Here is a 23,839-nt window from a genome sequence, read left to right as displayed (position 1 = left end):
TGAGACTCCCCCTTTTATTCAAAAGCTGCCGGCGGGTGTCCGCAGCTTTACACTAAATACATGTAAGACGAACGCAGCTGACGGTATTCTACTTTACAGAATACGATTCTCCACCTTGCCCTATTCCAAAAGAACAAGCTGATTTTCTAAGAACAGGAATTTGTCTCCTCGTTTGCTAAGTGATTGCATGAGCCTCTATAATACGTATAGGTACATAATCTATATGAAAAAAGCTGAAGCACAGATGGAGGAAGATGAATAGGAATGGGTATTGCAGGAACCTTTATTTTTATGATCGTGATCGGCGCTGCCATTGGGGCGGTGACCAATCATTTAGCAATTCAAATGCTGTTTAGGCCGTATAAAGCGTACTATTTGTTTGGGAAACGAGTTCCTTTTACGCCCGGGCTGATTCCAAGACGGCGAGATGAACTTGCAAAACAAATGGGACTGATGGTAGTCAATCATCTCTTAACCCCTGAAGGCATTAAAAAGCGGCTCGTCTCTGATGCAGCCAAAACGCAGGCTCTTCGAGTGGGGGAACAGCTGATTCAAAAGCTGTCACTTTCTGAAGTGACAGTAAAAGAAGCGCTTGAAAAAGCCGGGATGAAGCGCCCCGAAAAAGCTGCTGATGCATGGATCAGCAGCTGGACCGATGATAAGCTGAATGAGCTTTTCCGCCAATACGGGCACCAATCGTTAAAAGAGCTGGTGCCTATAGAGGTGCAGGAAAAGCTTGAAGAAAAGATTCCGATGATTTCAGGATATATATTGTCACGGAGTGTCCGTTATTTTGAAAGTGATGAAGGAAAAATCCGTCTTGGCAATATGATTGATGACTTTTTAAAAGAGCGCGGCATGCTTGGAAGCATGGTGCAAATGTTTCTTGGCAATTCAAGCCTTGCGGATCGCGTGCTGCCGGAGCTGCTGAAATTCTTGCGCAATGAGGAAACAAATAAATTGCTTTCTGATCTCTTAAAAAACGAATGGGGCAAGCTGAGGGAGTATACGTTTAATGAAGCAGATGAAAAATGGAATGCAAAGGCGCTCATTTTCAGTTTGAAACGAAGAGTGCTGCAAGCATTTTCGACTGCCCCTTTCTTCGACAATACGATTGGCACGCTTACCGTCCGCTATGAATCTGAGCTGACCCAGCAAATGCTGCCGGCACTGTTAGACAAATTGCTTGAAGGGATTTCGTCCAACCTTGAAAGTGTCTTAAAACGGTTGCGTCTTGAGGAAATCGTCAAGGAGCAGGTGGATCAGTTCCCGGTGGAGCGTCTTGAAGAAATGGTGCTGTCCATTTCAAAAAAAGAATTTAAAATGATTACCTATTTGGGGGGCCTTCTCGGCGGAATTATAGGCGCGATTCAAGCATTGTTTGTCATCCTTTTTTAAGAAGAAATGGGTTTTGATTAATGAAAGGAACTCCATAGTCTGTTATAGTGGAGTGGTATGTCAAACGGCAATGATGAAAGGAGCTATTTACAATGGCTGTTAATTTTTATGATGTAGCGTATGATCTGGAAAATGCATTACGTGGGAGCGAAGAGTTCACCCGTTTAAAAAACCTTTACGACGAAGTTAACGCAGATGAATCAGCGAAGCGCATGTTCGAAAACTTCCGTGATGTACAGCTTAGACTCCAGCAAAAACAAATGGCAGGAGAAGAGATTACACAAGAAGAAGTGACGCAGGCTCAAAAAACAGTTGCGCTTGTACAGCAGCACGAAAAAATTTCTCAGCTGATGGAAGCGGAGCAGCGCATGAGCATGCTGATTGGTGAATTGAACAAAATCATTATGAAGCCTTTAGAAGAGCTTTACGGCAGTGTTGAAGGCTAATCAGCAAAATCCCTTCTTGGATAAGAAGGGATTTTTTATTCATTCAGCAAACTTGGAAATCCAATGAATCTTTTACCTCTCCATTGATGATCACTGATAATGTATGAATACCTTTGTAATGCTTTCTGGTGGTTAAATCCTTAAAGGATTGGTTTCTTGTGTATGACTTCGTTTCGTTTTTTCGTATAGTTGTTTCAGTTATTTTAAATACTTTCTGATGACGCTGGCCTCTTGCTTTTACAAAATCAATTGCGTACTCAATTCTTACTTTTTGATCCCTGTCTGAATGAATATAGAAAGAAAATTCAAGGCTTTCGCCAATAACTATACGTTTGGGCTGGCATGTTAAATCATGTAGTTGTATCGAATCAGCATTTTCATAACCAAAAAGCGCTAAGGCCTGTTTATCACCCTTTTTTAATAAGGTCCGATAGGCGTGTTTGATAATCCAGTCTGTATGGGGATGTGTTCCGTACCATTGATCTGCGACTTTTCTCAGTAAATGAGGATGCGTTTTTGATATATCATTAAGGTTGTTGGCCACGCTTTTCCTTACATATAAGGACTCGTCCTGCATCAGCTTCTCAAGGATCGGCAATACGGGGGAAGGGTCCGATTTCAAAGCCGGTATCGATTTTCCCCATGGCAGGCGGGGCCTGCTGCCTTCGCTCGCAAGTCTTCTCACGTGTTCATTTTTATGCTCAGACCATGCAAGCAATTGTGCAATCATCTTTTCTTGATCTAACAGCAAAAAAGGCCTTACAGCAAATTCTGAGGTCGAATATTGCGTAAAGTATTCCAATGCCTTTATTGATTCTTCCCAATGCGCTAACCCGTACTGTTCCACATAATCTGGAAATAAAATTCCGCTGAGTCCTTTAAAATGAGGTGCTGTATCCCGTAAAATTGCGAGCGCTTCAACGTATTGTTTTGGCAAAGTTTCGTATAAAGAAACTGTCACGCGGCGCATCCGCTCTTTTAAAGTGAGTTCAGGCCAGTCCTCCAGCCGTAATGTATCCTCGAATCTGTCTTTGTTAAAATCAGGATAGGATGACCTTACATGATGGATCAACTGAGATATCAGTTCTTCATTATATATTTCTTTTAAATCAGCCATATAAACACCGCTTTTTCGTTTATTATTTATATTGTATGGGAATGTACGTTCTGGATCAAGTGTATAGTCCTAAAAATTAACAACTGATCCTACCACGGATATACAAAAGTTGGTTACTTTTTTTAGTTAAAAAAACCCTTGTCATCGGAAAAGAAAACTGAGATAATAACATTGAAAGCGCCTACACTTACCTATTTCAAATGGATACGGTCGCATATCATGCCGTTATATAGAGGGGATAAGCAACAGAGAGTAAGTGTTCGGAGCGCATCATTGGTCAAACAAGGGGTTCCTGATACATGATTTTTCGTAAATCGAAATAACGATATTAGGGAGAATGGCTGCTTCGATCGTATCCTATCAACAAGCCATACATAAAGTCTGCTGAGCCAGGCTTTTTTTGCTTTAAGAAAAGGTTGTTCTAAACACAGAGACAGGGTCATATCCTATACACAAGTACAGTCATCAAGGAGGGGGACATCTCTGTGTCAAAACAATTGCTTGCCTTAAATATAGATGGAGCGCTGCTTCGGTCGAACGGGAAGATTCATCAGGCAACGAAAGACGCGATTGAATATGTAAAGAAAAAAGGGATTTACGTCACACTTGTGACCAACCGTCATTTTCGCTCAGCACAGAAAATAGCGAAATCGCTAAAGCTTGATGCCAAGCTGATCACCCATAGCGGGGCATATATCGCTGAGAAAATTGACGCCCCGTTTTTTGAAAAAAGAATTTCTGATGATCATACCTTTAACATTGTTCAAGTGCTGGAGAGCTATCAATGTAATATTCGGCTTCTTCACGAAAAGTATTCCATCGGAAACAAGAAAAAGGTGAATTCGAATTTATTGGGGAAAGCACTCATTCATCCGTCTGACCCGATCTTTTATCCAGTCCAGTTCGTTGAATCATTAAGCGATCTCCTCATGGATGAGCCGGTGAGTGCACCCGTCATCGAGGTGTACACGGAGCACGACATTCAGCATGACATTACAGAAACGATTACAAAAGCCTTCCCTGCAGTGGATGTGATTCGCGTAAACGATGAGAAGCTGAATATCGTCCCGAAAGGTGTCTCGAAGGAAGCGGGTTTGGCCCTCGTCGCTTCAGAGCTGGGCCTGAGTATGGATGATGTCGTGGCCATTGGGCATCAGTATGACGATCTGCCGATGATCGAACTTGCCGGTCTTGGGGTAGCGATGGGGAATGCCGTTCCGGAAATTAAGAGAAAGGCAGATTGGGTTACAAGGTCCAATGACGAGCAAGGTGTCGCTTATATGATGAAGGAATATTTCCGAATGCAGCAGCGAAAAGGATTTCTTGATAAGTTCCACATGAAACGTGTGTAAAAAAGCCGCTCGCACCCTGACAGGTGCGGCGGCTTTTTTGCCGGATTGATTTTAGCAGTTTATTTCTGTACACTAAAGAAAGTTTTGAATCTGATAAATTAGGTGATGAAGTTGCAAATTAAAATAGAAGGCATACATGATGACCGCCTGCATCGGCCTCTGCAAAATATTGCAAATTTGTTTTATGAAGAGTGCGAGCTTGCGTATGGCGGAGAGGAGCCCGCAGATTTTGTCATTTCTTTAGCGTTGTCACAAACGGATGAGCATGTGACGGTTTCGGGAGAAGTGAAGGGAACTGGCATAAAGGAACAGCATACAAAATTCTTTTCTCCCGGCATGAATGAAAAAGAAGCTTTTAAGCAAGTGAAAAACACAATTTCTTATGTGTATCTCAATCTTCTTCAGGCGCATACGGGCATTACGCAGAAGTGGGGAATCCTCACAGGAATCCGGCCCACAAAGCTGCTTCATAAAAAACTGCAAAGCGGAATGTCCAAGGAGCAAGCGCATGCTGAGTTGAAAAAAGACTATTTAATTCATGATGAAAAAATCATGCTAATGCAGGAAATTGTTGACCGTCAGCTGGCGGCAGTTCCGGATTTGTACCGAGTAAAGGATGAAGTCAGCATTTATATCGGCATTCCGTTCTGCCCGACAAAATGCGCGTATTGCACATTCCCTGCGTACGCTATCCAAGGACAGGCGGGCAGAGTCGGCTCATTCCTATGGGGACTGCATTACGAAATGCAGAAAATCGGTGAATGGCTGAAGGAGCATGATGTTAAGGTTACAACCATTTACTTTGGCGGCGGGACGCCGACAAGCATTACAGCGGAGGAGATGGATCTGCTGTATGAAGAAATGGTCCGCTCCTTCCCGGATGTGAAAAACATTCGTGAGATTACGGTGGAGGCCGGTCGTCCTGACACGATTACAGAAGAAAAACTCGCCGTTTTAAACAAATATGACATTGATCGGATCAGCATCAATCCGCAATCCTACGAAAACGAAACGCTAAAGGCGATCGGGCGGCACCATACGGTTGAAGAGACCATTGAGAAATATCATCTGTCACGCCAGCATGGCATGAATAATATCAACATGGACTTGATTATTGGTTTGCCTGGGGAAGGCGTGAAGGAGTTCAGGCACAGTCTTTCAGAAACAGAAAAACTGATGCCGGAATCCCTTACCGTTCATACTCTTTCATTTAAACGGGCGTCAGAAATGACGAGAAACAAGCATAAGTACAAAGTTGCCGGCAGGGAAGAGGTTTCTCAAATGATGGAAGACGCGGTAGCCTGGACGAAAGAGCATGGGTACGTGCCTTATTATTTATACCGCCAGAAAAACATTCTTGGAAACCTTGAAAACGTCGGATACTCTTTGCCGGGACAAGAAAGCATCTACAACATTATGATTATGGAAGAGGTCCAGACGATTATCGGAATCGGCTGCGGCGCTGCTAGTAAATTTATTGATCGGGATACAGGGAAAATCACGCATTTTGCGAATCCGAAAGATCCGAAATCGTACAATGAGCGCTTCGAGCACTACACGGACGAAAAAATCAAATATTTAGAGCAGATTTTTGAAAAAACGACAAAGCAGCACTGATTACAGTGCTGCTTTTTTTATCCCTGTTTTTTTGCGGGCTGAACCTCAGGCTTCCATTTAAATACCTTGTTCAGCAAGCGGTAAATTCGTTTTGATTCCTTTGTGACAAGCGGTCCCAAAATCGCCAGAATGAGGACATATAATGCGGCAAACGGCTTTAATGTGGCTGACAGTCCGCCGGCTATTCCGAGATTCGCAACGATAATCGAAAATTCTCCCCGCGATACGATCGTCAGCCCGATATTCGATGAAGCCTTATGAGAAAGCCCTGCGCGTCGTCCTGCCACCATTCCGGCGATAAAATTTCCCAGAATGGTCAAAATCACTGCACCCAACGCAAGCCAAACCGCTTCACCAAGCGAAAACGGATCGATACTGAGGCCGAAGCTGAAAAAGAACATCGCACCGAAGAAGTCGCGAAACGGAACAACGAGGTGTTCAATCCTATCGGAATGCTCTGTTTCTGAAAAGACCAAACCGAGCAGCAGCGCGCCGATTGCTTCTGCTACATGAATCGTCTCTGAAAACCCGGCGATAAAAAAGAGTGCTGCGAAAATGACGATAATAAACACTTCGTTTGAGCGAATGTCCAACAGTTTGTTCAACAGCGGCGGGAGTTTTCTTGCTGCGATAAAAAACAGCAGCATATAACCGAAGGCGATCAAAATGGACAAGAGTGCACTCCCTACGGATGTCGCATCACCTAGTATAAGGCCGGAAACAACGGACAGATATACGGCAAGGAAAATATCTTCAAACATGATGATGCCGAGAATCAATTCGGTTTCCGGATTGGCGGTTCTTTTTAAATCAACGAGCACTTTTGCGACAATCGCACTTGACGAGATTGTGATGACGCCTGCGAGGATGAGGACTTCCAGAAAGGAAAATCCGGTGATAAACCCGTAAAGCAGTCCGAGGCTGAAGTTAATCAAAATATAAATCGTCCCGCCGACCGCGATTGATTTTCCTGATTTGATTAACTTCCCGACAGAGAATTCGAGTCCGAGATAGAAGAGAAGGAACAGTACGCCCATTCGCCCGAAAAACTCGATGATTTCACTGCTTTGAATAAATGTTAGATCAATAATCCCCATTTTCGGCGCGTGCGGTCCAACAAGCATTCCCAGCACAATCAGAAACGGAATAATCGAAAATTTAATTTTATTGGCGATCACACTGGCGATTGCCACAAGGACAAGTGCAGTTCCGACTTCAAATACAAGATGGTCCATCGGGGCTCACACGCCCTCTCCAGAAAGAAAATCGTGAATCAGTTTCTTCAGATGCTTTCTCTCACCTGAGAGGACAAGGGTGTCATTTTCTTCAATAATCGAATCGGCTCCGGGATTTAGGAGTTTTTCCTGGTTGTGTTTGATAATGGCAATCACAGTGACATCGTAATTCTGGCGAACATCAAGCTCTCCGAGTGTGCGCCCGATCGATTTGGCGCCTTTTTCGACCTTAAACCATTCAATAATAAGATCGCTGAAGGCCATTTCGATGGACTCCAGAGCTTGCGGTTTATAGACCATGCCTCCGAGAATAGCTGCAATTTGCCTTGCTTCAGAATCATCCAATGAAATATTTGAAAGAAGCTCATCCGGGTCCCGGTCATTAAACCGGTAAATTTCCCTTCTTCCGTCATCATGAATGATAATCGTCATTTTTTCGTGGCTTCTTGTTTCGATTTCAAACTTTTTGCCGATGCCCGGCAGATCGTTTTCTTTAATATTCAATGAAAATCCCTCCGAATGTAGTGTTGGCAGTATGGGGTGAGTTACAAATAAAACTTGAGCAAATTATATTCGGAGGTAATTAGACTGGTATTTGACAGGGACGGCACAAGCCTTTTCCAGCCTGTTTATCAGCGGTTCGTCAAGTGGTTTGACAGAGAGATGCCTGACAGACTGTGCCAGCGGGCTGTACTCTTTGATCAGCTCAGCCGGGTGAATGCTGCCCGGCGACGGCGTTTTTGCCGATTGTGTTTCCTGCGGATATGAGGACATAGGCACATAGCTGTCAGTGCTTGCTTCAAACTGGGAAGGCAGAACCACGTCCGAAGGGGGAAAGTACACCATAAATAAACTTAACAGAAAACTGATCAGCAATTTATCCATGTCCTTTCCTCCCTTCTCATCAAGATATCCCTTCTTTTTCACTATATAAAACTTTATGTTTCCATTCAAACAATATGCATTTTTCAGTATCTATTGACCTTGAAAAATAAAAAGGTTTATTTGGGGATGGCGGGGAATGTATAGGAGAAAGAAAAAAGTAAGCGCATACATGGAGGTGCTTTTAATGGAGTTTGTTCAATATGCATGTAATGGGGCCGTTGCAGAGATTATCCTGAATCGGCCTGATGCCCATCACGCCCTGAATGAACAGATGCTGTCTGAATTGAAGGAGGCAGTCGAAATGGCGGCTGCAAGCGAGGCGCTCATCGTTCTCCTGAGAGGAAGCGGGAAAGGCTTTTCGGCCGGCGGTGATATCAGGATGATGACGTCAGAGCATGACCCTGACCAATTTAAACGGCTGATGGATACGATTGAGGCTGTCACCCTGAATTTATATCAGATGAAGAAAGTGACAATTGCAGCCATTCATGGTGCTGCTGCGGGACTGGGCCTGAGTTTGGCGCTTTGTACGGACATTGTGCTCGCTGAAAAAAACGCCGTTCTCGCGATGAATTTTATCGGCATTGGGCTTGTTCCGGACGGCGGAGGACATTATTTGCTGAAGAAAAGAATCGGTGAAGCAAAAGCGAAAAAACTGATTTGGAGCGGAAAAAAACTATCTGCCTCGGAAGCTGCCGATATGGGGCTTCTTGATGGGACATTTGCCGGAGACCCTGCCGAAGGCGCAAGACCCATTATCGAAACCCTGTTGGCCTCCCCTCTTTTGGCGATGATCGAAACGAAAGGTATTTTTCAAAGCCTCCAAATTGAAGAACTGAAAAAAGTGCTATCCCTTGAGCGCAGCGCCCAAGAGAGAATGAGAAGGACCAAGGATCACCAAGAAGGAATCCGTGCCTTTTTAGAAAAACGGGAGCCGAAGTTTCAAGCGTAACAGATCAGCCGGAAAGCTGATCATCTGTGAAACAAAATCAGCTTTCCGGCTGCATTGACTAAACGATGAGTATGACTATGAAGCTCTTTTTCTTTTAAGAGGGCTTCACCATGCGTTTTTGCCGCTTCTTCATGTTCTGCCTCGAATTGCTCGTTTACCAGCGTGTTCCCCGAAGGATCAAATACGGTAAGGAAATAATCAGCCATCAGGTTTCTCCTCCATTTTAAGGTTTATCAGTCTTTCTTCATTTATATTCTAAAAAGGAAATCAAAATCCTTTATTATGCTTTATCCAAAATTAGTATATAATGGGTCAGGGAAGGAGGAGATTCAGTGCTTACAATTGATCACGTAACGAAGACATTTGGAGATTATAAAGCCGTTGACGGATTGGACTTAGATATTCCGGAACAGCAAATGTTCGGTCTATTAGGCGCAAACGGAGCGGGAAAAACAACAACGTTTCGCATGATCCTAGGATTATTAAGCATTACGGAGGGCTCAATCAGCTGGAAGGGCCGTCCTGTGAATTATCATATCAGCAACAAAATCGGTTATTTGCCGGAAGAGCGGGGCCTTTATCCGAAAATGAAGGTAAGGGATCAGCTCGTCTATCTTGCCAGATTAAAAGGGATGGAGAAGCGAGAGGCTGTAAAAGAGCTCGGGACATGGCTTGAACGCTTCAATATTACAGATTACGAGAATAAGAAGGTGGAAGAGCTTTCGAAGGGGAATCAGCAGAAAATCCAATTCATTTCGGCAGTTTTGCATAAGCCGGAGCTCCTGATTCTTGATGAACCATTCAGCGGCTTGGACCCTGTCAATGTTGAGCTGCTAAAAGAGGCCGTGATCTCGCTGAAAAACAGCGGTGTTTCTATTTTATTTTCAAGCCATCGGATGGAACATGTGGAGGAGCTTTGTGAGAACCTTTGCATATTGCAGAAAGGAAAACCGGTTGTACAAGGCAAGCTGAAGGAGATCAAGCGTTCTTTCGGTAAAAAGAATGTTACCATTCACTCCGATGACGATCTGCGCTTTTTGCAGTCCCATGAAGGCATTCTTCAATGGAAGGAAACGGCAGACGGCGTCAAGCTGCAGATTGCCAATGAAGACATTTCTCAAGAGATTTTTGCGATGCTACAGGGAAAAGGGTTTATCAGAAAGTTTGAGCTTGAAGAGCCGTCACTGCATGATATTTTTATAGAAAAGGTGGGGGCCGTCTATGAATAAATTTTGGATCATGCTTTCTCATACATACAAAAATAAGATTATGGCAAAATCCTTTATTATTTCGACTGTCATCACGGTGCTGCTTGTTTTAGTTGTAACGAATCTGGAGTCGATCATTTCTTTGTTTCAAGGTGACGATGCGAAAGAAAAAATCGCCGTTGTTGATGAAACAAACGAATTATATCCGGTTTTTTCAAAGCAGCTGAAAGCGGTGGATACTGACGGCGATCTTGATGTGAAACTGTCGAAGCAATCGGAGGATGAGGTCACAAAGCAAGTCAAAGATGAATCACTCGATGGCATGCTCATCATCAAACGAGATGAAAAAGGGACCATTTCAGGAACATATAAAGCGTTAACGATTTCTGATGAAAGCACGTATCAAACACTGCAGCAGGCGCTGACGCAAACCAAAACAGCTGTCGGAACAGCGGAGCTCGGCGTGTCGCAGGAAACGATCAGCAGCCTTTATGCGCCTGTTACTGTGGGGCAGAAGGCGCTGAAAGAAGGGGCAAAGTCTGAGGAAGAGCTTGGCCAGACGGTAGGGCTTGTTTACATTATGCTGTTCGTCATTTATTTCTCGGTGATTATGTATGCCAGCATGATAGCGATGGAGGTCGCAACCGAAAAATCTTCGCGAGTTATGGAAATCCTGATCTCAAGTATGCCGCCGATCCAGCAAATGTTTGCAAAGCTGCTTGGTATCGGGCTTGTCGGGATCACACAGCTTGCTATTATTATAGGAGCCGGCTCTCTGTCGCTTAAGCTGAACCAAAAGAGCGAAACGGCTTCATCTGTCGGCGGATTCCTTAATTTGACCGACGTATCTGCAACCACTGTCATCTATGCTGTCATTTTCTTTTTGCTCGGATACTTTTTGTACGCGACACTTGCCGCGTTTCTTGGCAGTGTCGTCAGCAGAATAGAGGACGTGCAGCAAACGATCACGCCGATGACGCTTTTGGTTGTCGCCGGTTTTATGATCGCGATGTTCGGTTTGAATGCGCCTGACGCAGGATTTATTACGGTAACTTCGTTTATTCCGTTCTTTACGCCAATGATTATGTTCCTGCGCGTCGGCATGCTTGATATTCCGTTCTGGCAGGCGGCTGTCGGAATCGGAATCACACTGCTCACCATTGTCATACTGGCCGTTATCGGCGCCAGAATTTATAAAGGCGGTGTATTAATTTACGGCAATTCAAGCGCGTTCAAAGCGATCAAACAAGCGCTACGTTTAGCGAAAAACTGATTGGAAAACAGCCTGGGGATTCTCAGGCTGTTTCTTTTTTGACAGAACGTGCATTCGCAAGAATTCGGTGCTAAAATAAGGGTACTTCATCCTGGAAAGGAGCAGAATGTTGACTGATCTAACCTTTATTCATGCGGCAGATCTTCATCTTGACAGCCCGTTTTACGGGATATCGCACCTGCCGGAGCCGATTTTTGCCCGGATTAAAGAAAGCACGTTTGCAAGCGTGAGACATATGATAGACGCCGCAGTGAGAGAGCACGTTGATTTCATTTTGCTGGCGGGAGATCTGTTTGATGAAGCCAATCGAAGCTTAAAGGCTCAGCTCTTTTTGAAAAAACAGTTTGAAAGACTCAGAGAGTGCGGAATTTCGGTATATGTCATCTTTGGGAATCACGATCATCTTGGCGGGGAGTGGACGCCGATTGAATGGCCTGAGAATGTCCATATTTTTTCGTCCGCTGTTCCAGAAGAAAAATCGTTTTTTAAAGAAGGCAGGCGCATAGCAAGCATTTACGGCTTCAGCTATCAAGCCAGAGCAGTGACGGAAAACCAAGCCGCCCGCTATCGGAGATCAACTGACGCACCGTTTCATATCGGCATGCTCCACGGCACGCTGTCAGGATCTGAAGGACACGATCCGTATTGCCCGTTTACACATGACGACCTCGTGAAAAGCGGGATGGATTATTGGGCGCTTGGCCATATACATAAACGCCAGGTTCTATCTGCCGAGCATCCGGCAGTCATTTACCCGGGAAACACGCAAGCACGCCATATGAAGGAGACGGGAGATAAAGGCTATTATCTCGTTCATGTGACAAACGGAGATATATCTTATGAATTTCAGAGAGCGCATGATGTCCTGTGGGAAAAAGCGGCGGTTGATGTGACGGAGGCAAAGAATATGACAGCCCTCTTCCAAATGGTGGAGGACACGTTTTCGAAGCTGCGGAAAAAGGGGAGCCCTGTTTGTGTAAGGCTTGTTTTACAAGGGACGGCGCCGGAATGGCTGCTGGAGGCGCCAAAAGGCACCTTGGATGAGTTTCTTGAAGCTCTTCAGGAACAAGAAGCGGAAGAGGAACATTTCGTTTGGCCTCTTAGATTGGACGATGAGACAGAAAACGAAGCAAACCTAACAAACCTTGATCCTTTTTTTGGCGGTTTATTTGAAGACATTGATCGCAGCGATCTGTCAGACGTGCTGGAAGGGCTTGAGCGGCATCCAGTGTATAGAAGGCACGCGGACCGGTTTAGCCAAGAGGAGGTAAAGGAAATAAAAGAGCAGGCACAGATATTATTGAAAAGACAGCTTAAGGTGCTTGATACATGAGGCGGTGACAGCTTTGCGAATTATATCTTTACATATCTACCAATACGGAAAATTTTCCAATCGGACCTTTGACTTTTCCGCCTCTCCTGTCCAAGTCATCTACGGATTAAATGAGGCAGGAAAAACGACGATGATGTCATTCATTGAAAGCATGCTGTTCGGTTTTCCGAAAACGAAAAAGTATGAACCGAAAACAGGCGGTGTCTACGGCGGTGTTCTTGAAGCTGAACATCCTGAGTATGGGGTGCTGAAGATCGAACGGACGAAAGGGACTGCCGAAAAACTAAGCGTGTACACAGAAAAGGGCGAAGTAAAGCAGGGAGATGTTTTAAAGCAGCTGTTCCAGGGCACAGACAGGTCGTTGTACAAAGCCATATATTCGTTCGACGTATTCGGGCTGCAGGAAATTCACGCCTTTAATCGGGACAAGATAGGGGAATTTTTGCTCTTTTCCAGCTTGTTTGGTGCTGAAGCCGTATCAAAGCTTGATTCAAGGCTGACGAAGGAAAGCGAAAGGCTCTATAAACCAAATGGGCGAAACCCTCAATTGAATCAGGAGCTGGAAACGCTTAAGCAGCTGGCAGTTAAGCTAAAACAGGCTGAAGCAGAGGAAGCGGGCTATCATCAGCTTCTCGAGGAAAAACGAACGCTTGAAGCCCGCCTTGCAGCCGCGGAAACCGAATTGAAAGAGACGGCGGGACATATCCGAATGATTGAGGGAGCGATTGAGCGAAAGCCGCTGCTAAATGAAAAAGCGACACTCGAACAGGTGATTGCAGAATTTCCGGAACACGCAGGACAATTTCCTGCTGACGGACTGCATCAGCTGGAAAAATATGAATCCCATCTTCACCCGAAATCAGCACAGCTTGAGGCGCTTCGGGTGAAGATGGCGGAGTTGGACAAACAGAGGCAAAAGCTTATCCCCGATAAAGAACTATTGGCGAAAGAAACGCTGATACAAGAGCTTTCGGCAGCGTTTCATATGTACCAATCCTGGGGAGAACAGCTGGCAGCCATTCAGGCACAGCTGCGCCAGACGTCTGCGCAGACAGCGGCAGGGCTGGAACAGCTCAATAAAACGGATGAAAATGAGCTCCTGAATATGAACACCTCATATGATTATGAATGGCAGCTTCAGCAAGCGGTGCAGCAATATGTACAGGCAAGAGACAGAAAACGGCAGCTTGACGAGACGTTTGAACTTGCCCGGCAAGAGCTGGAAGACGCGGAAAAGGCCGTTCGTGCCGCTTCGTCCGTGATTCTTGAAAACAGCCAAAGAAAAGATAAAGAAGCAGCTCTTAGAGCATATGATGAAACACAGGGGCAGCACCAAGAGCAAGCGAAGCTCAGAGAACAGCTAACGTTTTTTGAAAGACAGCAGGCTAAACAGAAAAAGACTGTCATTGCAGCTGGTATGTTGTTCATCGTTCTCTTTTCTCTGCTGCAGCAATGGATTCCCGCCATAAGTTTCGGCGCTGCACTTATTGTGTATTGGCTTGTTTCAGGAAAATCGTCTTCTCGAAACAGCCGAGAGACAAGACAGCCCATGACGGATATTTCACCAGCAGAAGCTGAAATGCTTAGAGAAGCGTTATGGGAGGATGACCGCAATAAGCAGCACCTTCTCACACAGCGTGCAGCGCTCCAGCAAAAAGAGGCGGCGTATGAAAGGGTCATCCAGCAGTTTGAACAGTGGGAAGCCGAAATGGCGCCGTCCTTTACACAGGTTGAGCGTTTTATGAATGAGCTCGGATTTAAGGAAGATCCATCATTTTTGCTTGATGCATACAGCTTAATGAAGGATGTTAAAAAAGAAGTGAAGAAAAAGCATGAGCTGACCATAGAAGCAGGCAGGCTGAAAAAGCACCGGAGAACATTCGAAGAACGTGTCAGTATGCTTCTTCCCGTGAATCAGAGTCAGGATATCTCCATTTCGGACGCCCTTCACACATTGCGGAAAAACATTGAACGTGAAAAAGAAATTGAGAAGCAAAAAAAGGAAATTGAAACAGATATTCATTATACAAAGGAACAGATGCTTGAACTTGAGCAAGAAATACAGTATTTCCACGCACAGATTGAACAGTTATTTGCCGCGGCTGCTGCAAAAGACAGAGATGCGTTTTTTGCCATAGCCGACATCAGCAGGCAATTGAAGGATACGGAGAACAAGCTTCATCACGTAAACGCACAGCTTCAAGGCGAGCACCCGGAGGAACTTGAACTGGCGGATTCCAATACGCTTTCTGAATTGAAAGATAAGCAATTTGTTGAGAATGAAAGAAAAGAGCGGCTGACTGAGGAGATCGAGCAGCTCCGCAGCCAAATCGCACTGCTCTCAGTCAAACAGGAACAATTAGAGGCTTCGGGATTGGTCTCAGACCTCAAGCTTCAAACCGAAATGCAAAAAGAACGTGTGAAAGAAACGGCTAAAAAATGGGCCTCCATACAAATGGTCAAACAGGTGATCAGAAACAAATTGGAGCGGCATAAAAAAATCGAGCTTCCGCGCCTTCTGGAGACGGCAGGAGAATTCTTCCGCCCTCTGACTGACGGAAACTACCAAACCATTTATTTTTCCGAAACGGATGATTCGATCATGGTTATGCATCGCGATGGAACTGTCTATCATGCGGAAGAGCTGTCACAAGGGACATGTGAACAGCTGTATACAGCGATCCGATTTGCTTTGGCCGTTACGCGCCAGGATGGGTCAATGCTTCCGTTCCAGCTTGACGACAGTTTTGTTCATTTTGATCAGGAAAGGCTGAAACGTGTATTACATGTTCTGTATGATTTATCCAAAGGCGGTAGGCAGATTTTGTATTTTACATGCCATGAGCACGTAAAAGATGCATTTCATAGCAGCCAAATCATCCATTTGGTGTCATAAAAGAGGTTCTATAGCTGAAAATCGGTATGTGATATACTGGTATTATGTAAGATACGGAGGGAGCTTTAATAGAATGGCTAAAGGGATTATGCTACATGAGGTTGGCGAACAGGTGGACCAGTATCTATTGATTAAATCCTCGACGAAAGGGATTGCAAGCAATGGAAAACCGTTTCTGACGCTGATGCTGCAAGACCAGTCAGGCGATATTGAAGCGAAGCTGTGGGATGCCAAGCAAAGTGATGAAGTGACCTATGCGCCGCAGACGATTGTCAAGGTCGTCGGCGATGTTCACCATTATCGCGGACGCACCCAGCTGAAGCTAAGAAATATCAGACCGGTAAGCGAGCAAGAAAACGTCAATATTGATGATTTTTTAGAAACCGCGCCGATTCCGAAAAATGAAATGATGGATACCATCACTCAATATATATTTGAAATGAAAAATCCGAATATCCAGCGAATCACAAGGTTTTTGGTTAAAAAACACGAAGCTGAGTTTATGGATTATCCGGCGGCTACGAAAAACCACCATGAGTTTGTCTCAGGTTTGGCGTATCATGTTGTCTCTATGCTGAACCTGGCGAAAGCAATAGCAGATTTATATCCTTCTCTTGATCGTGATCTGCTTTACGCCGGTGTTATCCTGCATGATCTTGGAAAAGTGAAGGAGCTGTCCGGCCCTGTTTCCACTTCATATACGGTTGAAGGCAATTTGCTCGGCCATATTTCCATCATGGTGACAGAGCTTTCAAAAGCTGCTGAGGAGCTTCAAATCGATTCTGAAGAGGTGTTAATTCTTCAGCATTTGATTTTGAGTCACCACGGCAAAGCAGAATGGGGCAGCCCGAAACCACCGATGGTGAAAGAAGCGGAAATTCTTCACTATATAGACAATCTGGATGCAAAAATGAATATGATGGACAGAGCGCTTGAGCGCGTGAAGCCGGGCGAGTATACTGAACGTGTATTTGCGCTGGAAAACCGTTCCTTTTATAAACCGACATTTCATAAATAACTTAAAAAGGACTGATGCTGACATATTCAGCTCAGTCCTTTTTGATGCGTCTTTCCCGCACATAACTCGTCTCATTCCCGCATATGGTTAAGAATAAAGAATCTATGCAAAAGGGGGAGGAGCCCGTGTTATTTTTTCCATGGTGGGTGTATCTTTGTATTGTAGGCATCATTTTCAGCGCATATAAACTTGTGGCGGCAGCCAAAGAGGAAGAAAAAGTAGACCAGGCTTTTATTGAAAAAGAAGGGCAGATTTATATGGAGAGGATGGAAAAGGAGCGAGAACGCCGCAGTTCTCAGCAGCATGAAGAAGAAAATCAAAACCATTCCATCGCATAAAAAAAGCTGTGCGGCTCATTGAGCCGCACAGCTTTTTTATTATTTAGAATTGCTTGAAGATGAAGAAGTGCTGTTGCTTGTTGAAGATGTATTAAATGTGTCTTTCAGATCTTTATCTTTTACTTCGATGTCAGCTTTCTTCATAACTTTTTGAACAGCTTCCTGAACAGCTGCGTTGTCATTTAATTTTTGTTCAAGTACTTCAGATTTCAGTTCTTTTTTCATATCATCGTATTTGCCGCGTTCTTCTGTCTTTTTAATGATGTGGTAGCCGTATTGCGTTTTGACAGGATCACTGACTTCACCTGTTTTTAATTTGAATGCAACTTTGCTGAAATCAGCTATCATACCGTCTTTTGCGAACCAACCAAGATCCCCGCCTTTTGAAGCAGAGCTGTCTGTTGAGTATTCTTTCGCAAGGTCTTCAAACTTCTCGCCTTTTTTCAGCTTTTTCTCTACTTCTTCAGCTGTCTTTTTATCAGCAACAAGGATGTGGCTTGCACGGATTTTGCCTTTTAAGCCTTCCCAGTACTCTTTGATATCGGCGTCTGTTACTTTGATGTTATCTTTAGCCGCTTTTTGTGTCAGCAATTCATATTTTACTTGTTCTTTCAGGTAATCTTTGCCATATTGCTTTTCGAGGGCAGTATATTGATCGCCAAGCTGCGTTTTGTATTCTTTCAGCTTGTTGTCAATTTCTTTATCCGAAACTTTATACTTCTTGTCCAATACTTTTTCTTGCACTAGCTGTGTCAGTACGCTTGCGCCAGCTGTTTTCTTCATGTTTGTGTAAAGCTCGCCTTTTGTGACATCGCCTGCGTCAGTTTTTGCGATGACTTCTTTGTCGCCGCTGCTGCATGCACTGAGAGCGAGGATGCTTGTAGCAGTGATAGCTGCTATTGCGATTTTCTTCATTGTTTTCAAACACTCCTAATCATTCCAAATTAAATTACCTATGCGTATCATAACATATTGTGGCTTTCTGTAAAAAGATTTTAAATAAAGGGCATTCGTCTAGTCAAACTTTTGCTGATGACATACTTATATATTGATCAAGAAAAGGAGGTATGTAACATGAGCGGAGGATACTCTAACGGATTCGCGTTGCTCGTAGTACTGTTCATTTTGCTTATCATCGTAGGTGCAGCTTACATCTACTAAGCAGCCCGAGGATCGCTTGCAACATAAGCGATCCTTTATTTTCACTAGCGCCTAATCGTTTCAAACATGAATTGCATAACATGTAATTGGTAAATAAAGCTTATTACAGGAGGTGCTTTTTAAGATGGGTGAAGTATTTGCAGGCGGATTCGCTTTATTGGTTGTGTTATTTATTTTATTGATTATCATCGGCGCTTCTTGGCTGTACTAATCAACATAAAAAAGCATAGCTGCTTAATCAGCAGCTATGCTTTCTTTCGTATTTACACTGTAAAGGAGATCTCCACAAACGAAGAGATCAGTAAAATTAATATAGATACATTAATAAATCGGAATACCTTATCTTGCCGCTCTTCAGGAATCTCTCTGACAAGGCATAATGTATTGGTGAGCCTGTTTATGAAATATAAAATAAACACGGCAGCCACGATAAAATAGAATAAAATGATGGGAGATTCCCCCTCTCTCTGAACTGTCCCATATTACATTACCAAATATTTATTAAAAAAGATAGAATGCAAATTGAAAAATCGCCACCAGCACCAGGGTTTGACTACTTTTCAACAAGAATATCCAAGCCGTCAGCTTCCTGATCAATAAAAGCGGTTTTCGGTGCTTTTATCAGCTTGAGAGCCAGCAGGAAATCAGGCAGACAGTAGCCGGCGTGAATGCCCAAGATCATGCAGAAATAATGAGCATGATTCGGAAATGCCAGTGCTGCGTAAAACAATACCGGTGTAATCAGCAAGAACGGGCTGACGAGTGAAATCAGCATTGTTGTTTTTGGTATACGTTTCCATGTGCGCATGCGCAATATGTAAAACTTTTTTTCTATTTTTCTTTTTTTGCAGATGATTGGCAGGACATGGATGACTTTATGTACAAATAAAATAACGACGAGCAAACCGCCGAATAAAGATACATATTCATCGCTTAAGCTTGTGCCAGGCCGCAGCAGCTCAAAAGCTAAAAAGGTAGATATAAAAACCAAAATCATAAAACATACAGCAGTTAATATTATGCGAACGGCGCCATAATCCTTCATGAGATTTATGGTCTTCCAGCAATTCATCAAAGTCATCCTTCCATACATCTTGAATAGAATCTCAAAATAATTTACTCCTCCCAAGAGAAAAAATCAATGCTTTTTTAAGAAAAAATATCATCCGGCAGGTATTTTTTTGAAACAAGCAAACAAACTGCGAAATATGGGGTTAGAACTTTCTTCTCAGTGAATTATCAGCTAAAATAAGATTAAAGATAGAAAGAAGTGGTGTGGATGGATTCGATGGATCATCGCATTGAGCGATTAGAATATTACATACAATTATTAGTGAAAACAGTAGATATGGACAGGTACCCCTTCTATGCGCTTCTCATTGACAAAGGGCTGAGCAAGGAAGAAGGGGAAGCGGTTATGAGGATATGCGATGAATTGACGGAAGAGCTGGCAACACAAAAAGCGCAAGGATTTGTAACCTTTGATAAGCTCCTTGCGCTTTTTGCCGGACAGCTGAATGAAAAATTAGATGTTCATGAAACGATTTTTGCCCTGTATGAGCAGGGGCTTTATCAAGAGCTGATGGAAGTCTTTATCGACATCATGAAGCATTTTGATTAACTGTTTACAGGTTCAAGCTCTTCAGCCGGTTCATCCGCAACACTGTCCTTTGCTTTTTTCTTCAGTTTTCCGTTTACGCTTTCAAAGTCATTGTCAATATTGGTGAGTGACGTTTCGAAAATTTCCATAAAATCATCGCCGTAGATATGGCGTATCATACACATCATTTCTGCCACTTCAGGAAATTTTCCGAATAAATGATACAAAGGCTGTGACCCTTTAAAAACAGCGTTGCGTGTCGGATCAAATTCCTCAAGCAAGCTCCAGAATACCTCGGTACCTTCCTCAGTCAATTGGACATATGTGTTCCGTTTATCATTCAGCCGTTTGGAGAACCTTAAATATCCCCGTTCTTCCAGCTTTTTTGAAAAGTTGAATGCGGTTGATACGTGCATGACCCCGAACTTCGCGATTTCAGAAATGGAAGCTCCATTCAATTGATACGCAATCCATAAAATATGATGCTCATTAATATTCAGGTCATACGGTTTGAGCCATTGCTGCCAATCCTTCTCGATCGATTTCCAAAGAGCTTTGCTAAGCTGAGCCATTTTCTGGGTGAAAACCAGAGCTTCTTTCACATCATAGGGCGGTTCCACTCGATTCATTACGTCACCTGCTTCTCTTTTTCTTTTTCTCTATTATGCCAATAAAATAAAGATTAATAAAGATGAAAATGTAAGAATTTTTTAATAAATTCACAAACCATTGCGGCGGAAGGGTTTTTCGGCCAAAAAAAATACGGGTCCAATTTTGGCCCGCATTTTTTTCTTTTGAATAGGATATTAGTTTTGTAAGGTTTTCTCCAGCTGTCTGATTTTCTCTTCGATATCGGCAATTTCTTTTTGCAAATCCTGCTGGTGAGGCTTGATCTCTTCCTGCCATTTTTTAATTGATGTTTGGAGCTCGCCGCCCACGTCTTTAATAACATCCGTGCTTTCTTTTGCCGCTTTGATCAGCTGGTCTTTTAATGCAAGCCCGTCTGACTTTAAGCGTTTGATTGTTTCTTCAAAAGAATCATAGTTGGTTTTCATTTTTTCACGCAGCTGCTTTCCTGAGGAAGGTGCAGTAAGAAGAACCGCTGCTCCTCCGATGATGCCGCCTACGAATAGTCCTGTTAATAGAGAACGTCCGCTCGCCATTACAATCACCCCGTCTTTTTCTTCAAAATAGGATTCATTCAGCATTTTTCATTTTTGTTGAAAGCCTGAACTTCTATACATAGCTTGCTTTATTTTAGCATATTTTTTAAGTGAAAAGGAGGGAGAAGGTTGTCTGTCTTTTTGATTGTGTTATCTTGCATCACCCTTGCCTTCGCTTCAGGCGCTGTTTACTATATCAGACTTCTCAGCCAGGCTGCTTCTTATCCGCCCAAGAAAGTCATCCGGCAGAAAGCGCTTGTTTGTTCAACCGGAACCGCCTTTACACTATGTCTTATCTTTTTCACAAAACTCCTCGCTTAAAACATGCTGACATGCTGCGGGCGCTCTGTTCAAAAAAACCTCTCCCGGAAGCGGAAGAGGTTTTGTGTGACAATTATTTAGCAGCTTCCATAAAGCTTGAACGCCTTAAAATGGTTTGCACAATCGGATAAATAATGATCATTGAGATTGTATTCAGCACAGCGGCCGGCAGAACAACAGCCGCGAACAATGCGGCTAAACCGCCCGGTAAACCGACGATCAATAAAGCTGACGATAAAAACACAATTCCTGATAAGATGGTCCCGATCACTGTCAGCACAGCGGCTGCACCTGTTTTCCGGCTCTTTCTGAACAAGAGAAACAGGGAGAAGAACAGAAATGCTGATACGGGTTTATCAATGATGTTAGGGATCTGTCCGGCTGGAAACGCGGTTGTAAGCGCGGAAATGATTCCAGTCACGATCCCGATGACGAGTACATTTTGCACCCGCGGGAACAGCAGAATGCCCATGAACATCATGATCAGCATCATATCTGGTTTCATGCCGCCTAAAAAGGGCGGAATAATGGAATGAAGCGCTGCGCCGATTGCGGCAAACAGAGCCATAATGACTAACTCTTTTGTTTTCATAACTATGCTCTCCTCTGCTAAGCTTTTTGCCCTCCAATAATATGCTCATCATTTATTGCGAAGGCTTTACAGAATGTGTTATGCAAACAGTATACCAAACGGACGGTTTGCATAGCCAGACTTTTTACTCATTTTCCTGCTGGAATTTCTTCATGAACGCAGCTAATTTTTCACAGTCTTCGAGAGAGACCGCGTTATAAATAGAAGCGCGGCAGCCTCCCACCGAACGGTGTCCGCCAAGGCCGATCATCTTCTCATCTTTTGCTTTCTGAACGAATGTTTTCGTTAATTCGTCATCCCGAAGCGTGAAGGTGACATTCATGCGTGAGCGGCTGTCCTTTCTGGCATGTCCTTTATAGAAGCCGTTGCTTTCATCAATACAGCTGTAGAGAACCTGCGCTTTTTGTTCATTGCGCTGTTCAGCAGTTTCCACACCGCCGTTTTCCTTGAGCCACTCCAGAACAAGGCTCAGCATATAAATCGCAAATGTCGGCGGAGTGTTGTAGAGTGAATCCGCTTTGACATGCGTGGAATATTTCAGGATTTTTGGGACGTTCGCATTTTCATTTTTCAGCCAGTTTTTTTTCATGATGACTACAGTCACGCCGGAAGGGCCGAGGTTCTTTTGGGCGCCTCCGTAGATCACGTCAAATTTAGACACATCGATTTTTCTGCTTAAAATATCGCTGGACATGTCGGCTACGAGCGGAATTGGAGAATTCGGAAACTCCTGCCACTGAGTGCCGAAAATTGTATTGTTGGATGTGATATGTAAATATGCGCCGTCTTTTACATCCGTAAGGTCAACCTCTGGAATATAGCTGTAATTGTCTGTTTCACTTGTAGCGGTGATAGACGTGTTCCCGAACAATTTCGTTTCTGCCAGTGCTTTTTCAGACCAAGCGCCTGTCATGACAAAATGTGCGGTTTTTTCAGGTGTTAAAAAGTTCATCGGAAGCATTGAGAATTGAAGGCTTGCCCCGCCTTGAAGAAACAAGATATCGTAATCTTCCGGAATGCCCATCAGTTCGATTAAGAGGCTTTTCGCTTTTTGGTGCACCGCTTCATACTCTTTGCTGCGGTGGGAAAGCTCCATAATAGACATGCCGGATTCGTTAAAATCAATAAATTCTTTCTGTGCTTTTTGCAGAACTTCCAGTGGCAGCGCTGCAGGACCTGCGTTAAAATTCGTTGTACGTTCCATTATGATCTCTCCCTGTTTTCCACGTTAATGTATAAAATAATACAATTATCCTATCACAAAAATTCAGTTTTTTGATAAAAAATTAGAATTATCAAAAGAAATTGACGGATGTTTGCGAAATGTTCACAAAATAAAATAACCTCATCTTATGATGAGGCCAGGCGTTTTGCGATAGAGGAAGAGATGTTCTGCAGATCCTCCGGTTTATAATCATCAGCATGCGTTTTCCAAACCGCTCCGAATCCATCTCCTTTTCCGTAGCGAGGGATAATATGCATATGGTAGTGGAACACAGATTGTCCAGCTTTTTCGCCGTTATTGTTCAGCGTATTTAAGCCGATCGGTTCAAATTCATCCCGGATAGCGCGGGCGATTTTCGGAACAGCATGGAAATATTGTTTTGCTAATTCATCTGTAAATTCATATACATTCTCAATATGTGTTTTCGGAATGACAAGCGTATGGCCTTTTGTCACTTGGCTGATATCAAGAAAGGCAAGTACATGTTCATCTTCATACACCTTCGCGGATGGAATGTCGCCGGCGATAATTTTACAAAAGATACAATTTTCTGCACAATGCATGAGGGTTCCTCCTTATGAAATTGTTTAGTATGTATACACTCATCGTACCACAGAAATGCAGAAAATAGAAAACAGGATGAACGGCGAGCGTTCACCCTGAATGCAGAGGAAGAGCTTATATGAAGAAAATGTGTTATGCCTTTGGT

The 23,839-nt window shown here is 43.6% G+C and carries 27 protein-coding genes and 1 pseudogene; 15 read left to right on the top strand and 13 right to left on the bottom strand.

What is annotated here, in order from left to right; genetic code table 11:
• The first annotated feature begins 264 nt into the window (after positions 1-264).
• Together BGM23_RS16760 and BGM23_RS16755 are read left to right on the top strand one after the other, a co-directional pair.
• The gene (locus BGM23_RS16760) at positions 265-1,398 is read left to right on the top strand and encodes a DUF445 domain-containing protein (RefSeq protein WP_014479323.1); all 1,134 of its coding nucleotides are present in this window, start codon (positions 265-267) and stop codon (positions 1,396-1,398) included.
• A gap of 92 nt (positions 1,399-1,490) precedes the next feature.
• Complete coding sequence (locus tag BGM23_RS16755) at positions 1,491-1,844, top strand: YlbF/YmcA family competence regulator (protein WP_003224239.1); 354 nt, start codon at positions 1,491-1,493, stop codon at positions 1,842-1,844.
• Positions 1,845-1,887: 43 nt separating this feature from the next.
• Here the strand turns inward: BGM23_RS16755 and BGM23_RS16750 are convergent, their stop codons facing one another.
• The gene (locus BGM23_RS16750) at positions 1,888-2,961 is read right to left on the bottom strand and encodes a DNA alkylation repair protein (RefSeq protein WP_046664065.1); all 1,074 of its coding nucleotides are present in this window, start codon (positions 2,959-2,961) and stop codon (positions 1,888-1,890) included.
• Between the two features lie 485 nt (positions 2,962-3,446).
• Between BGM23_RS16750 and BGM23_RS16745 the strand changes: the two genes are divergently transcribed.
• Positions 3,447-4,313, top strand: a complete 867-nt coding sequence (locus BGM23_RS16745) for a Cof-type HAD-IIB family hydrolase (RefSeq protein WP_003233277.1) — start codon at positions 3,447-3,449, stop codon at positions 4,311-4,313.
• Positions 4,314-4,424: 111 nt separating this feature from the next.
• Complete coding sequence (locus BGM23_RS16740; RefSeq protein ID WP_014479327.1) at positions 4,425-5,930, top strand: coproporphyrinogen III oxidase; 1,506 nt, start codon at positions 4,425-4,427, stop codon at positions 5,928-5,930.
• Positions 5,931-5,947: 17 nt separating this feature from the next.
• On the opposite strand, the gene khtU is transcribed toward BGM23_RS16740, so the two are convergent.
• The 3 genes and pseudogenes from khtU to khtS all read right to left on the bottom strand — a co-directional run bounded on the left by khtU (position 5,948) and on the right by khtS (position 8,070).
• Positions 5,948-7,165, bottom strand: coding sequence for a K(+)/H(+) antiporter subunit KhtU (gene khtU / locus BGM23_RS16735; RefSeq protein ID WP_003233272.1), 1,218 nt, complete (start codon positions 7,163-7,165; stop codon positions 5,948-5,950).
• A 6-nt stretch (positions 7,166-7,171) separates the two neighbouring features.
• Entirely contained in the window at positions 7,172-7,669 is a 498-nt protein-coding gene (gene khtT / locus BGM23_RS16730; RefSeq protein WP_003233269.1) for a K(+)/H(+) antiporter subunit KhtT, read from the bottom strand.
• Between the two features lie 63 nt (positions 7,670-7,732).
• A pseudogene (gene khtS, locus BGM23_RS16725) lies at positions 7,733-8,070 on the bottom strand (K(+)/H(+) antiporter modulator KhtS).
• Positions 8,071-8,234: 164 nt separating this feature from the next.
• Here khtS and BGM23_RS16720 point away from each other — a divergent pair.
• Positions 8,235-9,002, top strand: coding sequence for an enoyl-CoA hydratase (locus tag BGM23_RS16720; RefSeq protein WP_046380896.1), 768 nt, complete (start codon positions 8,235-8,237; stop codon positions 9,000-9,002).
• 20 nt (positions 9,003-9,022) lie between these two features.
• On the opposite strand, the gene BGM23_RS16715 is transcribed toward BGM23_RS16720, so the two are convergent.
• Positions 9,023-9,208, bottom strand: coding sequence for a YhzD family protein (locus BGM23_RS16715; protein ID WP_003233264.1), 186 nt, complete (start codon positions 9,206-9,208; stop codon positions 9,023-9,025).
• Positions 9,209-9,334: 126 nt separating this feature from the next.
• Here BGM23_RS16715 and BGM23_RS16710 point away from each other — a divergent pair, with 126 nt between their 5' ends.
• From BGM23_RS16710 to yhaL, 6 genes are all read left to right on the top strand, one after another.
• Entirely contained in the window at positions 9,335-10,231 is an 897-nt protein-coding gene (locus BGM23_RS16710; protein ID WP_003233262.1) for an ABC transporter ATP-binding protein, read from the top strand.
• Positions 10,224-11,483: an ABC transporter permease gene (locus tag BGM23_RS16705; RefSeq protein ID WP_003244912.1), complete on the top strand. Its 1,260-nt coding sequence runs from the start codon at positions 10,224-10,226 to the stop codon at positions 11,481-11,483. Before BGM23_RS16710 ends, BGM23_RS16705 begins: the two co-directional genes overlap by 8 nt.
• 106 nt (positions 11,484-11,589) lie before the next feature.
• Positions 11,590-12,816 carry a metallophosphoesterase family protein gene (locus BGM23_RS16700; protein WP_046380897.1) on the top strand — a complete coding sequence of 409 codons (1,227 nt, stop codon included), beginning with the start codon at positions 11,590-11,592 and terminating at the stop codon, positions 12,814-12,816.
• Positions 12,817-12,820: 4 nt separating this feature from the next.
• On the top strand, positions 12,821-15,712 hold the full coding sequence (sbcE, locus tag BGM23_RS16695; protein ID WP_082098092.1) for a DNA repair/recombination ATPase SbcE: 2,892 nt from the start codon (positions 12,821-12,823) through the stop codon (positions 15,710-15,712).
• A 73-nt stretch (positions 15,713-15,785) separates the two neighbouring features.
• The gene (gene yhaM / locus BGM23_RS16690) at positions 15,786-16,730 is read left to right on the top strand and encodes a 3'-5' exoribonuclease YhaM (protein ID WP_003245698.1); all 945 of its coding nucleotides are present in this window, start codon (positions 15,786-15,788) and stop codon (positions 16,728-16,730) included.
• Positions 16,731-16,855: 125 nt separating this feature from the next.
• Complete coding sequence (gene yhaL, locus BGM23_RS16685) at positions 16,856-17,068, top strand: sporulation protein YhaL (RefSeq protein ID WP_003233252.1); 213 nt, start codon at positions 16,856-16,858, stop codon at positions 17,066-17,068.
• A 39-nt stretch (positions 17,069-17,107) separates the two neighbouring features.
• Here the strand turns inward: yhaL and prsA are convergent, their stop codons facing one another.
• Positions 17,108-17,983: a peptidylprolyl isomerase PrsA gene (gene prsA, locus BGM23_RS16680; protein WP_029726316.1), complete on the bottom strand. Its 876-nt coding sequence runs from the start codon at positions 17,981-17,983 to the stop codon at positions 17,108-17,110.
• Between the two features lie 159 nt (positions 17,984-18,142).
• Here prsA and yhzE1 point away from each other — a divergent pair, with 159 nt between their 5' ends.
• Together yhzE1 and yhzE2 are read left to right on the top strand one after the other, a co-directional pair.
• A complete protein-coding gene (gene yhzE1, locus BGM23_RS21545; RefSeq protein WP_003327753.1) occupies positions 18,143-18,229 on the top strand; it encodes a sporulation protein YhzE1 in 87 nt (28 codons plus the stop codon).
• Between the two features lie 124 nt (positions 18,230-18,353).
• The gene (gene yhzE2, locus BGM23_RS16675) at positions 18,354-18,440 is read left to right on the top strand and encodes a sporulation protein YhzE2 (protein WP_003155248.1); all 87 of its coding nucleotides are present in this window, start codon (positions 18,354-18,356) and stop codon (positions 18,438-18,440) included.
• Between the two features lie 52 nt (positions 18,441-18,492).
• Here yhzE2 and BGM23_RS21540 read toward each other — a convergent pair whose 3' ends face one another.
• Together BGM23_RS21540 and BGM23_RS16670 are read right to left on the bottom strand one after the other, a co-directional pair.
• Complete coding sequence (locus BGM23_RS21540) at positions 18,493-18,675, bottom strand: hypothetical protein (RefSeq protein ID WP_024571667.1); 183 nt, start codon at positions 18,673-18,675, stop codon at positions 18,493-18,495.
• A 107-nt stretch (positions 18,676-18,782) separates the two neighbouring features.
• Positions 18,783-19,301: a DUF3267 domain-containing protein gene (locus BGM23_RS16670; protein ID WP_015715601.1), complete on the bottom strand. Its 519-nt coding sequence runs from the start codon at positions 19,299-19,301 to the stop codon at positions 18,783-18,785.
• Positions 19,302-19,508: 207 nt separating this feature from the next.
• Between BGM23_RS16670 and BGM23_RS16665 the strand changes: the two genes are divergently transcribed.
• Complete coding sequence (locus BGM23_RS16665) at positions 19,509-19,850, top strand: YhaI family protein (protein ID WP_046664067.1); 342 nt, start codon at positions 19,509-19,511, stop codon at positions 19,848-19,850.
• On the opposite strand, the gene BGM23_RS16660 is transcribed toward BGM23_RS16665, so the two are convergent.
• Positions 19,847-20,458 (bottom strand): HTH-type transcriptional regulator Hpr, encoded by a 612-nt coding sequence (locus BGM23_RS16660; RefSeq protein ID WP_029726315.1) that lies wholly within the window; start codon positions 20,456-20,458, stop codon positions 19,847-19,849. The genes BGM23_RS16665 and BGM23_RS16660 overlap by 4 nt on opposite strands.
• Positions 20,459-20,635: 177 nt before the next feature.
• Positions 20,636-20,992: a YtxH domain-containing protein gene (locus BGM23_RS16655; RefSeq protein WP_003245875.1), complete on the bottom strand. Its 357-nt coding sequence runs from the start codon at positions 20,990-20,992 to the stop codon at positions 20,636-20,638.
• Between the two features lie 129 nt (positions 20,993-21,121).
• Here BGM23_RS16655 and BGM23_RS16650 point away from each other — a divergent pair, with 129 nt between their 5' ends.
• Positions 21,122-21,313, top strand: coding sequence for a membrane protein YhzF (locus BGM23_RS16650; protein ID WP_014476318.1), 192 nt, complete (start codon positions 21,122-21,124; stop codon positions 21,311-21,313).
• 73 nt (positions 21,314-21,386) lie between these two features.
• Here the strand turns inward: BGM23_RS16650 and trpP are convergent, their stop codons facing one another.
• The 3 genes from trpP to BGM23_RS16635 all read right to left on the bottom strand — a co-directional run bounded on the left by trpP (position 21,387) and on the right by BGM23_RS16635 (position 23,693).
• Positions 21,387-21,905, bottom strand: coding sequence for a tryptophan transporter TrpP (trpP, locus tag BGM23_RS16645; protein WP_015715602.1), 519 nt, complete (start codon positions 21,903-21,905; stop codon positions 21,387-21,389).
• 124 nt (positions 21,906-22,029) lie between these two features.
• The gene (gene serC, locus BGM23_RS16640) at positions 22,030-23,109 is read right to left on the bottom strand and encodes a 3-phosphoserine/phosphohydroxythreonine transaminase (RefSeq protein WP_029726314.1); all 1,080 of its coding nucleotides are present in this window, start codon (positions 23,107-23,109) and stop codon (positions 22,030-22,032) included.
• A 146-nt stretch (positions 23,110-23,255) separates the two neighbouring features.
• Entirely contained in the window at positions 23,256-23,693 is a 438-nt protein-coding gene (locus BGM23_RS16635) for an HIT family protein (protein ID WP_003233231.1), read from the bottom strand.
• Between the last annotated feature and the right edge of the window lie 146 nt (positions 23,694-23,839).

This window comes from Bacillus sp. FJAT-14266 (assembly GCF_001719225.1).
Taxonomy (GTDB): domain Bacteria; phylum Bacillota; class Bacilli; order Bacillales; family Bacillaceae; genus Bacillus; species Bacillus subtilis.
Note: the sequence above shows the minus strand (reverse complement) of the source record. Positions and strands in the feature narration are given on the sequence as shown.

Excerpts from the sequence above, each read along its gene's own strand:
- prsA (WP_029726316.1), bottom strand. The coding sequence starts at position 17,983 with ATGAAGAAAATCGCAATAGCAGCTATCACTGCTACAAGCATCCTCGCT.
- BGM23_RS16760 (WP_014479323.1), top strand. The coding sequence starts at position 265 with ATGGGTATTGCAGGAACCTTTATTTTTATGATCGTGATCGGCGCTGCC.
- khtU (WP_003233272.1), bottom strand. The coding sequence starts at position 7,165 with ATGGACCATCTTGTATTTGAAGTCGGAACTGCACTTGTCCTTGTGGCA.
- BGM23_RS16720 (WP_046380896.1), top strand. The coding sequence starts at position 8,235 with ATGGAGTTTGTTCAATATGCATGTAATGGGGCCGTTGCAGAGATTATC.
- BGM23_RS16665 (WP_046664067.1), top strand. The coding sequence starts at position 19,509 with ATGGATTCGATGGATCATCGCATTGAGCGATTAGAATATTACATACAA.
- BGM23_RS16670 (WP_015715601.1), bottom strand. The coding sequence starts at position 19,301 with ATGAATTGCTGGAAGACCATAAATCTCATGAAGGATTATGGCGCCGTT.
- trpP (WP_015715602.1), bottom strand. The coding sequence starts at position 21,905 with ATGAAAACAAAAGAGTTAGTCATTATGGCTCTGTTTGCCGCAATCGGC.
- BGM23_RS16700 (WP_046380897.1), top strand. The coding sequence starts at position 11,590 with ATGTTGACTGATCTAACCTTTATTCATGCGGCAGATCTTCATCTTGAC.
- yhaM (WP_003245698.1), top strand. The coding sequence starts at position 15,786 with ATGGCTAAAGGGATTATGCTACATGAGGTTGGCGAACAGGTGGACCAG.
- yhzE1 (WP_003327753.1), top strand. The coding sequence starts at position 18,143 with ATGAGCGGAGGATACTCTAACGGATTCGCGTTGCTCGTAGTACTGTTC.
- BGM23_RS16655 (WP_003245875.1), bottom strand. The coding sequence starts at position 20,992 with ATGGCGAGCGGACGTTCTCTATTAACAGGACTATTCGTAGGCGGCATC.
- BGM23_RS16660 (WP_029726315.1), bottom strand. The coding sequence starts at position 20,458 with ATGAATCGAGTGGAACCGCCCTATGATGTGAAAGAAGCTCTGGTTTTC.
- BGM23_RS16705 (WP_003244912.1), top strand. The coding sequence starts at position 10,224 with ATGAATAAATTTTGGATCATGCTTTCTCATACATACAAAAATAAGATT.
- BGM23_RS16755 (WP_003224239.1), top strand. The coding sequence starts at position 1,491 with ATGGCTGTTAATTTTTATGATGTAGCGTATGATCTGGAAAATGCATTA.
- BGM23_RS16635 (WP_003233231.1), bottom strand. The coding sequence starts at position 23,693 with ATGCATTGTGCAGAAAATTGTATCTTTTGTAAAATTATCGCCGGCGAC.
- BGM23_RS16715 (WP_003233264.1), bottom strand. The coding sequence starts at position 9,208 with ATGGCTGATTATTTCCTTACCGTATTTGATCCTTCGGGGAACACGCTG.
- BGM23_RS16750 (WP_046664065.1), bottom strand. The coding sequence starts at position 2,961 with ATGGCTGATTTAAAAGAAATATATAATGAAGAACTGATATCTCAGTTG.
- serC (WP_029726314.1), bottom strand. The coding sequence starts at position 23,109 with ATGGAACGTACAACGAATTTTAACGCAGGTCCTGCAGCGCTGCCACTG.
- yhzE2 (WP_003155248.1), top strand. The coding sequence starts at position 18,354 with ATGGGTGAAGTATTTGCAGGCGGATTCGCTTTATTGGTTGTGTTATTT.